The sequence below is a fragment of the Pedobacter terrae genome (assembly GCF_900100705.1).
In the GTDB taxonomy this organism is placed as follows: domain Bacteria; phylum Bacteroidota; class Bacteroidia; order Sphingobacteriales; family Sphingobacteriaceae; genus Pedobacter; species Pedobacter terrae.
In genome coordinates, this window is sequence record NZ_FNCH01000013.1 from 48,144 (window position 1) to 59,124 (window position 10,981).

6 protein-coding genes are annotated in these 10,981 nt (G+C 39.1%); all 6 read right to left on the bottom strand.

All coding sequences use genetic code 11. The features are described from left to right. Window positions 1-157: 157 nt before the first annotated feature. The 6 genes from bglX to BLR60_RS16395 all read right to left on the bottom strand — a co-directional run bounded on the left by bglX (window position 158) and on the right by BLR60_RS16395 (window position 10,963). Window positions 158-2,455: a beta-glucosidase BglX gene (gene bglX / locus BLR60_RS16370; protein WP_090501733.1), complete on the bottom strand. Its 2,298-nt coding sequence runs from the start codon at window positions 2,453-2,455 to the stop codon at window positions 158-160. 332 nt (window positions 2,456-2,787) lie between these two features. Further along, window positions 2,788-4,542: a discoidin domain-containing protein gene (locus BLR60_RS16375; RefSeq protein ID WP_090501735.1), complete on the bottom strand. Its 1,755-nt coding sequence runs from the start codon at window positions 4,540-4,542 to the stop codon at window positions 2,788-2,790. Between the two features lie 14 nt (window positions 4,543-4,556). Next, a complete protein-coding gene (locus BLR60_RS16380; RefSeq protein ID WP_090501737.1) occupies window positions 4,557-4,967 on the bottom strand; it encodes a hypothetical protein in 411 nt (136 codons plus the stop codon). A gap of 58 nt (window positions 4,968-5,025) precedes the next feature. After that, entirely contained in the window at window positions 5,026-6,399 is a 1,374-nt protein-coding gene (locus tag BLR60_RS16385; RefSeq protein ID WP_090501739.1) for a glucoamylase family protein, read from the bottom strand. A 56-nt stretch (window positions 6,400-6,455) separates the two neighbouring features. Then, window positions 6,456-7,937, bottom strand: coding sequence for a RagB/SusD family nutrient uptake outer membrane protein (locus BLR60_RS16390; protein WP_090501741.1), 1,482 nt, complete (start codon window positions 7,935-7,937; stop codon window positions 6,456-6,458). An 11-nt stretch (window positions 7,938-7,948) separates the two neighbouring features. Next, window positions 7,949-10,963 carry a SusC/RagA family TonB-linked outer membrane protein gene (locus BLR60_RS16395; RefSeq protein ID WP_090501743.1) on the bottom strand — a complete coding sequence of 1,005 codons (3,015 nt, stop codon included), beginning with the start codon at window positions 10,961-10,963 and terminating at the stop codon, window positions 7,949-7,951. Between the last annotated feature and the right edge of the window lie 18 nt (window positions 10,964-10,981).

Below are 10,981 nucleotides of genomic sequence, written 5' to 3' on the forward strand. Positions count from 1 at the left end.
GGAGCCTATTAGCTCAATTTTTTAATAGTGAGAACGACGCTATCATAACTTCTTAATATCAATTGTATCCCGTGAATTATAATAATTTCATTCAGCAAAAATAAAAAACCCTGGCTACTTTACAATAGCTCAGGGTTTATAACCAAACCTAATGGTCTTATTTCAACGTAAAAGATGCTTCTTTTACATCGTGGGAATTTGTACCAATAAATACCTTAAAATCGCCAGGTTCTGCAACGAATTTCAAATCTGAATTATAAAACTTAAGGTCGTTCTCCGAAATAGTGAAAGTAACGGTTTTACTTTCTCCGGCTTTTAAATTAATCTTCTGGAAACCTTTTAGCTCTTTTACCGGCCGGGTAATGCTTCCAACAAGATCCTGGATATATAACTGAACAACTTCTTTACCCTCATATTTACCTGTATTGCTTAGTGTAACGGATGCTGTGATCGATTTTCCTTTGCTTAAGGTATTTGCACTTAGTTTAACATCACTATAATTAAATGATGTATAGCTTAAACCAAAACCAAAAGGATATAATGGATCATTACTAACATCTAAATAGTTGGAACGGAATTTCTCGAACCATTTACCTTCAGCCAGTGGGCGACCGGTATTTTTATGGGCATAATACAACGGCACCTGACCTACGTTTTGAGGAAAAGTTGCACTCAATTTACCAGATGGATTAACATCGCCAAAAAGTACATCGGCAATTGCATTTCCGGCTTCACTTCCCGGGAACCAAACGTTTAAGATTGCCGGGATATTTTGCTGTTCCCAGTTCAAGGCTAATGGACGACCTGTAAACAGCACCAATACCACTGGTTTACCGGTTTTAGCCAAAGCTTTTAAGAGGTTTTTCTGTGTTTCAGGAATCTGGATATCAGTAACACTACTGCTTTCGCCTGTAAATTCAGAACCTTCTCCAACGGTAGCCACAATAACATCTGATTTTTTCGCCACTTCTAAAGCTTCTTTAATCATTTCAGCTTCGGTACGTGAATCACGTTTGTATGTTGGATTGTGGATGTTTACATAACGCTGCTCCATAGCAGAATCTGCCAGGAAGTTTGCACCGCGTGCGGTTAATATTTTTGCTTTATCACCCAAGACATTTTTTAAACCCTGAAGTACTGTTACTGACTTGTCAAAAAGCGCGGCAACACTCCAGGTACCATACATATTAGCGGTATTATCTGCCAACGGACCAATTAAGCCAATGGTACCTGATTTTTTTAATGGGAGTACATTATCGTTATTTTTCAACAGCACAAAACTTTCTGTTGCAACTTCACGTGCCACCTGGCGGTTAGCCGGACTAAAAACCTCTTTTGCTGCTCTTTCTGTATTGCAAAATTTGTAAGGATCTGTAAATAAACCCAATTTGTATTTGGCTTGAAGCACCAATCTACAAGCCCTGTCAATCTGCGCGATACCCACTTTTTTCTCTGCCAATGATTTTTTTAAAGTGCCTAAAAAGCCTTCACCCACCATATCCATATCAACTCCGGCATTTAAAGCTAATGCGGAAACAGTTTGCAAGTCACCCATGCCGTGCGCGATCATTTCAGGGATACCCGTATAATCAGTCACTACAAAACCTTTAAAGCCCCATTGGTTACGTAAAACATCTGTCATCAGCCATTTACTTCCAGTTGCCGGAATGCCATCAACTTCATTAAAGGAAGCCATAATACTGGCTGCACCTGCATCAACAGCGGCTTTATAAGGTGGAAAATACTCGTTATACATGCGGACTTTACTCATATCTGTGGTATTGTAGTCTCTGCCGGCTTCAGCAGCGCCATAAAGCGCATAATGTTTTACACAAGCTAAAATCTCGTTATTGGCCTGAAGTTTTCCCTGATAGCCTTTTACCATGGCTGCGGCAATTTGTGAGCCTAAATAAGGATCTTCTCCACTTCCTTCTGAAATGCGGCCCCACCGCGGATCCCTGGAAATGTCAACCATAGGGGAGAAGGTCCAGTTAATTCCGCTTGCACTGGCCTCTATTGCTGCAATACGGGCCGATTTTTGCACGGTAGCCATATCCCAGATACAACTAACGCCTAATGGAATTGGGAAAACGGTATTATATCCATGGATCACGTCCATTCCAAAAAGCAATGGAATTTTCATACGGCTGTTTTCTACCGCTATTTTTTGCACCGCTTTAATCTTATCAACTCCCTTGATGTTGAATAAACCACCAACTTGTCCGGCTTTAATTTTTTTAGAAATGTCGCTACTGTTGGCCTGTCCTGTAGTAATATCGCCAGAACTCGGCAAATTCAACTGACCTATTTTTTCGTCAACGGTCATTTTCGCCATCAGGTTGCTGATGAAGGTATTCATCTTTACCTCTTCTGCCGAAACAGTTTTTTTGTTTTGTGCTGATCCGTTCAGTACAAAAAGGGTTAAAAAAACAACCAGGATATTCGCTCTCTTCATTATATATGTGTTTTATTCTTTATTAATCAGTTTTGTGGTAATCGTTAAAAAACGATTAGCCTTTCTCACGCTCGTTTTTAACGAGCGTGATCTGTTGTTTTTTGCTGGCGCTCGTTTCTAACGAGTGCATAAATAGCTTTGCGATTCTATCGCTTTACTGTTAATCGTTAAAACGATGCGCTATGTTCACACTCGTTAGTAACGAGCGTGAGCCTTTATTCTTTATTTGCTGGCGCGCCCGTTCAACAAGTGCTTAAATAGCTTACATTGCATTTAAAAATCAATAAATATTAGTCATTTCTTAATCTAAAGAAACCAACATAAGTTATTATTTAATCCACTTTCTTCACTTCAGTTTTAACCGATACGCCGTTCTCATTAATCGCCTCCATAGCAAAATAGTATGCTTTTTGACTGTCCATTGCTTTGAACCAATATTCATTAAAATCATGGATCATGATGCAGTTATAAAGCTTATCAGGTGCTGTGCCATAGTACAGATTATAAGCAAAAGCATTATCAACAGGCTCCCATTTGATGTAGGCACTGCGTTTATCTTTTTCTGTTCTTAATACGATGAGGTTTTTTACTTTCGTGGGTTTCTCTCCGTTTCCGTTGCCGAATACGCGTAGGCCACTAATGGCAAATTTTCCGGTAGGCATGTGTACGTTCACCATTTTGATGAACCTCGTTTTAACCGGTTTTTGAAGTTCGATGTAGTCATGTGGAACATCTGTTTTATTTTGGCTTTTATCAACAAGCGTGTTCCATTTTTTTCCATCTGTTGAGGAAAGAATTTTATATTGATGATAAATTCCAGTCTGTTTTCCTAAAAAATCAGCATCCTGATCGGCATAATTGATCTGGATAGCGTTAACAGTTGCAAGACTGCCCAAATCGGTCTGGATCCATTCGCCATTATTTGCTGTTTTGGCACTCCAATAGGTTTTAATGTTTTCGTCAACTGCATTATTAGCGTTAAAGCCGCCAAGGGTAGAGGATACGGTTACTGGTTTTTTATAGTTGATGAGCATCCAGCCCGGACCGGCAGGCCCTTCAGCTTTTCTTTGAGCAGGTAAATAAAGCGGGTAATCGCCAAATGCGGTATTGGTCCACATCACATCGTCCTGATCAAAACCGGTTGGCCAAATACCCATGCGGCGTTCCCAGGTATTTTTTACACAGATAATGCTGGTAGAAATATGCCAGTAATTTTTGTTGTTATCCTGAAAGGTTGCGCCATGTCCTGCACCCCGTGAAAATCCTCCACCTTTATAACTCAAAGGATCAGATTGAGGAGTTGTAGGCGTATCATAGAACAAAGGTTTGGTACCCACTACCACACCGTCTGAGTAACCACTGAATTCTGTTCCCGGTGCACCGTATTGGAAATAATATTTTCCATTATGTTTGGTCATCCAGGCACCTTCGGCAAAGGGATCAAGAAAAGTATTATCCATATACTCGCCAAAACGTTGCCAGCCATAGCGCCAGCTCTCCAGTAAATACATTGGCGTACGGGTACCTTTGGGTTTAAAAGTTTTGCGGTCGAGCTCTACACCATACATGGGGTAATTATTACTGCTACCGTTGTACATATAAAATTTACCATCATCATCGGTAAAAAAGGCTGGATCCCAGCCACCTATTTCTAAAGAATCAACCAAAGGAAACCATTTGTTGCCTTTAGGGTCAGTACTTCCCCAAAGGGTGAAGTTTTTGGTGTAAGTGCTGCCAAAAACCACCATGGTATCGCCAACAATGCCCACGCCTGGCGCACAGAGTTCATCTTTGGTTTTATTCCATGGGCGCAAAAACTTTCTTTCATGGAATTTCCAGTTCAGCATGTCGGCGCTATGCCAGTATCCCCATTGGTTGGTGCTAAACAGGTAGAAATCGCCTTTATAATTTACAATTACCGGATCGGCGGTTGCGCGGTGTTTTCCCCATTGGGTAAAAGATTCGAAAGGTGTATAACCATAATCTAAATTGATGGGGTTGCAATAGGTTTTCTGCTGGGCATGTACAGCGTACGTGCTGCAGAAAAAGGTTGTTATTAAAAATATTTTAAATAAATGTTTAGCCATCAGTTAAGGGTTAATTAAAAGATCTGGATTTTAGCACAGGCCTGGCAACCAATGGCCATTCCGCTTACGCTTAATCCTGTAACGTTCGATTTGTGCTCCCAATAAACCCACATATTGTGCGCACCGCCGGTTGATGTTAAGCCAACAGTATAAACATCTCCACTTTCTGGTATCTGACCTAAAACTGTTCCATTAGGTGTATTTGGCGGAATAAAAAATGAATATGAACCTCCGCTGGTGTTATTTTGCAGGGTTACATATACGCCATCGGATGTTGAATTTGTAGCCGTTAAATTTACAGTGCTGAATTTTGCCTTTTTATTGACTTTTTTAGTCGCTAACTGATGTTTGGGGATCGTGGTGAAACCTGAGTTTACAATGGTAATTCCGATAATTACTGTTAATAATAAAATGATTTTTTTCATGGTTCTGAAGGTTTAATTTGAAATATATAGTGACTAAACATTTATATACAACCCCATATTATGGCTGAAACTGAAAATCCAGTTTTTTTAATCCATTCTGAACATCTTTGTTTCCCATAAATAACTTCCAGAGAAGGCCAGAACGGTAATTTTCGATCATCACGACCATTGGACCCTGATCTATGCCTAAATACCTTTTAGGATACCAGTTATCGGTTTCTGAAAAAGCATCGTAGAAGCCATATTTACCCCAAACTTTGTCACCCAGATCTTCATAGAGGTGTCTGATTACCTTCATCGATTCTTTTGGGGTATAAGGTATAGAAGATATGGCTGCGGTTGGCGAAATAACACCATAATCTTCCTGCAGACTATGGGCAGCATAACCTTTTACGGAATAACTGGCCGTTAAACCCCAGCTATTTTCTCCATAACCTTTAAATTTCTTTGGATTGGCCACGCAATAATCGTGTATGGCCAAAGTTTGATTAACATTGTTCTGCCAATAATCGGCATAACGGTCTTTTAATCCTTTCGGATTTAAACCTAAATATGAATAGTGTGTCCAGAATAATGGACCCACAGAATTTTTAGCACCTTGGAAATCTAACGGGATATGATGCCCGTACAGATCGAAATTTGCCTTGATTGCTCCTCCTCTTGCCCAGCCTTCATGATAAACTTCGGCAGGTACGCTATGAGTTGGAGAAGAGGCTGCCATTACGTACATAATTAAACATTCGTTATAGCCTTTTACGGGGAAATTCATTTCCCAATTGTACTCCGGCGACCAGTGCCAGTATAATACATTTTGGCCACCATTGCGGTACCAGTTAAAATCAATGCCTTTCCAAAGTTCGTCAGCTTTTTTAGCTAAAGCTTTTTCGGCTGCTGTACCATTTTTATAATATTCGTTAATGCAGATCAATGCCTGTGCAACAAATGATGTTTCTACAAGATCGCCTCCATTGTCTTTTTGTCCGAATGGACGTACTTTACCTGTTTCGCCATAAATCCAGTGTGGCCATGCACCGTGAAAGCGATCGGCCGTGGATAGAAAATCCAATATTTTATTTAAGCGGTCTAAACCCTCTTTTTTAGTTACATAATTCCTGTCAATGCCACTTAAAATGGCCATTAAGCCAAAGCCTGTGGCACCTGTTGCAACCGTACTTTTATCATTTTCCGGGTATACATTATCCACATGGAAACGCTCCCTGCCTGCACCTGATGTGGGTTCTGCACCATCCCAAAAATACTGGAAAGTCTGTTTTTGAACGAGATCAAGCAATTGCTCATCACTAAGGTTTATCTTAATGCTAAGATTTGGATTGTAGGTCTGGGTTCTAGCTTTAGAGCATGCGCCCAAAACCAACAACGAAACCAGGATAACGGATAATAATGAAATTCTTGTAGGATAGGTTTTTAGCATTGTGTAAGTGTGAAAAAAGGGTTACCAGTTTATCTGGCAACCCTTAGAATTGTATTTTAGTAACCAGGGTTTTGCGTTAACAAACCACCACTTAAATCAATTTCTGTTTGTGGAATTGGCCAAACTTCATTTTTATTGGCTTTAAAGCCTTTAACACCAAAAACTTCTACGCCTCTTCCTTGACGGATTACATCAAAAAGTCTGTCACTTTCTAAAGCTAATTCAACCTGTCTTTCTTTATAAATTGCAGCTCGAAGTGCTACTTTATCGGTAGTTGTAACATCGGGAAGAATGCCTGTAGCCGTTCCTCTTGCACGTGCACGAACTTTATTTAATGATGTTAGGGCAAGTGATGGATTATTAAGCTCATTAGCTGCTTCAGCATTCATTAATAAAATATCAGCAAATCTCAGTACCCTGAAATTTTGCTGAGAACCTTGATTGCCTGAAACGAACATGCTGAAAGGAACATAAGACTTTTGGTTGTAACCAATATTTACAACGTTTGTTTTGATAAAGTCGCCTTGTGGAGTAGTTTCTCCTGGAAATAGAATTGTTGCATCTTTTCTTGGATCGCCGGTTTCAAAAGCAGCTATCAATACTGCAGATGGAGTATTGAATCCCCAGCCACCAGCTGGTTCTCCGGCAACGCCTTGTACCTGACTATATTGAGAGTTTGAAGCATCATTATTGCCTGGAACAAATTCACATTGAACTTCAAATAACGATTCTACATTATTCTCATTTTGTGTGCGGAATCCTTTCTCAAAATCTGGGAAAAGGGAGTAACCCATATCCATTACCTGGTTGGTCAAAGATAAAACGTCATTCCACTTTTGTTGGTACATGGCTACTTTAGCATGCATTCCAATTGCGGCTCCTTTAGTAGCTCTTCCGATGTCTGAAGTGCCATAAGATGCTGGCAATACTGCTGCTGCTTCGGTTAGGTCTTTTTCAATCTGAGCATATACAGCAGCTTTATCTGCCCTGGGGATATTATATTCAGTGGCATCAGCAGGTACCTTTAATCTTAAAGGAACACCACCATATGCCCTTACAAGTCTGAAATATGAATAAGCCCTAACAAATTTTGCTTCAGCTAAATAACGAGCTTTCAAACTTGCATCCATTGAAATGTTTGGAATGTTATCTAAAACCTGGTTACAAAGGTTGATGTTCCTGTACTGGCCTGTCCAGAAACTTTGCAATGAACCTTCTGTAGAAGTAACAGTAAAGGTGTCGTAAAGGTTAAAAAACGTGGCATCTGTTACAGTACTACCTTTATCCGCTTCATCAGAACCTGTACTTTCGATGGCTAAAGCAGGGAAAGCCAAGTTTTCCCATGTACGTAAATTTGCATATATCGCATTTACTCCTTTGGTAGCATCTTCTTGTGTTTTCCAGAATTGTTGCGCTGCTTGTTGACCTTGTGGATCGACATCTAAAAAGCTTTTTTTACAAGATGATGCAAAAATTAAGGTTGATAATACACCAACTGCACACCATTTTTGTAAACTTATATTTATATGTGTTTTCATGTTCAAATCAATTAAAAGGTTAAGTTTATACCGATGTTATAAGTAGCAAACATTGGGTACACGTTAAAATCTATACCTGCTTTTGTTGGTACACCTCCAACCTCAGGAGTAAAACCTTTATATCCAAACAGATTAACTGCGTTTTGTGCATTGGCAAATACCCTTAGTTTTTGCATCTTCCATTTAGATACTAGTGATTGAGGTAAATTATAGCCTAATTGGATATTTCTCAATCTGATATAAGCACCGCTTTCAACATAAAATGAATTGGTTTGATTATTATTCCCACCAGCTAAACTAGTAGAAGGATAAGTGTTGGTAGATCCAGCACCTGTCCATCTGTTATCATAAAAATCTTTTGTATAATTCTCATTGCCAAATCTGTTACCCAGATTAGCATTAAATACGTCTACATCTGCTACCCCTTGAATATCAAGCGTTAAATCGAAATTTTTGTAAGCAAAATTGGTATTAATACCATAGGTATATTTAGGGTTTGGATTACCCAGGAAGGTTTTATCTTTTGAGTCAACAATTCCATCTCCGTTTAAATCAGCATATTTAAAATCACCAGCTCTTGCACCAGGCATACCCGAAGTGGCTGCCTCTTGTGCAGTTTGAAGAATGCCAACTACCTGGTAGCCATAGAAAGAACCAATAGGCATGCCTACCACAGTCCTTGTAGGAACTACAGCATTGTTTAACCCGTCACCTCCGGCATCAATTGGATTTGAACCAGAAGTTACGTTTAATACTTTGTTGTTATTAATACCAATATTACCACTAATAGAGTAGGTTAAACCACCAGAAGTTTTATCAGACCAGGTTGCTAATAATTCAAAACCGCGGTTCCTGAAATCAGCTTGATTGCCTAGCAGAACACTATTTGATGTACCTAGCGAACCTAAAATTGGAATATTAAAAATAGCCTGTTCAGTTTTTTTATTGTAGTAATCGGCTTCAATAGACAATTTATTGTTTAAAAAGCCCATTTCTAAACCAATATCAGTTCCTGCACTACGTTCCCAGAAAAGGGCAGGAGGAACAATTGTAGTTACGCTAGCTCCTGTATTAGCAATTCCATTATAAAATGCTATTAAAGCTGCGCTTTGATTTACTGTTAATGTTGTAGGGTTAATCGGAACGCCTGCATTACCTACTTTACCCCAACTACCGCGTAATTTTAAGTTACTGAAGACCTTTTGATCTTTCATAAAATCTTCATTGCTTATCACCCATCCAGCACCTACTGATGGGAAATATCCCCATAAATCACTACCACCAAAAAATTGTGATGCAGCGTCACCCCTCAAAGAAGCATTTAATAAATACTTGTTTTTGAAACTGTAGTTAATTCTACCGAAATAAGAAGTGGCCGTGTTTAACGATCCAGAATCTTCTATGGTTCTTCCTGATGCATTTCCTAAGCTTAGGTATAAATCGCCGTCTCTGGTGTAAGGTACATTTTGGGCTGTTCCGGTCATTGTATAAGATTTATAACGCTGCGCGGTTTGTCCAGCCAATATGGTTAAGCTATGGTCGTTCCATTTATTCTCATAGGTTAACGTATTTTCTAAAATCCAATTTCTGGTTTCCGTTCTACCAATAGAGAGTGTACTTATCTTAGTATTCTGTCCGGTTGTGGCATAATATAATGGGGTGTAAATTCTATTTTCTTCTTGTCCAAAATCACCACCAGCACTTGTTTTAAAGGTAAAGTGTTTAGCAAATTTTAGTTCAGCATAAACATTTCCAGTAACCCTGTATTTTGAAGTGATGCTGTTATTAAAATCTATTGTGGCTTGAGGATTTACATTGCTTCCATTACCAAGTTGAAAGTTATTTGGATCTCCATAACTGCCATCTGCATTGAAAACAGGTACAACAGGAGCAGCTGTATATAAAGCACGGTAGATTGATGCCGGAGCATTGTTTGATTTGCTTGAACTTCCGGTAACATTATATCCGACTTTTAAATTTTTTAAAACTTGGAAGTCGTTAGATAGACGGGCGGTATACCTTTTATAATTGTTATTGGTAATAATCCCATCCTGATTAACGTAACCTAATGAAAAATTGTAACTAGATTTTTCGCTGGCCCCATTAACAGAAACCTGATGGTTATTAATCATAGCTGTACGTAAAACCTGATCGTACCAATCTGTTCCTGCTCCTAAATTTGTACTTGCGAACAATGGATTAGCTGCACCATTAATTTTATATGCTTCATTTACAGCTGTAGCATATTCGCTTGCATCTGTCATTTTAACCTGGTTAGTTACGCTTTGTAGACCAACTGTACCATTGTAATTGATAGTCGCATTTCCATTTTTCCCCTTAACAGTAGTAACCAATACTACACCGTTAGCAGCTCTAACTCCATATATAGATTGACTTGAAGCATCTTTAAGTATGTTGATGCTGGCGATATCTGCAGGATTTAAAAAGGTAATGTCATCATACCAAACACCATCAACCACATATAATGGTCCGGTATTACCGTAAATAGTTCCTGTTCCACGAATAGTAATTTGAGGTGCAGAACCTGGAGTGGCATTATTACTTATTGAAACCCCGGCAACTTTACCTTGTAAAGCACTTATTGGATTGGTAGAAGGTTGTTTGTTGATATCTTCTCCTTTTACTGAAGCCACAGCTCCAGTAACATCAATTTTTCTTTGTGTACCGTAACCTACAACCACAACCTGCTCTAATTGTTGTGTTGATGAAGCCAATGATACGTTAATAGTTGTTTGATTGTTTACAGCCTGCTCAAGTGCTGTATAGCCTACGAAGTTAAATACTAGTGTGGCGTTGGCCGGCGCGCTTATGGAGTAGCCACCGTTCACATCTGTTTGCGTACCTGTTTGTGTGCCTTTAACTAATATAGTTACGCCTGGTAATGGGGTTTTATCACCACCATCAATTACCTTACCTTTTACAGTAATGTTTTGCGCTAATGCTACGTTAATTGTTAGCAAACAAAGTGCAGCGAGAACAGAAATTCTTGTAAAGATTCTTTTCATGCTTTATTATAAATTTTA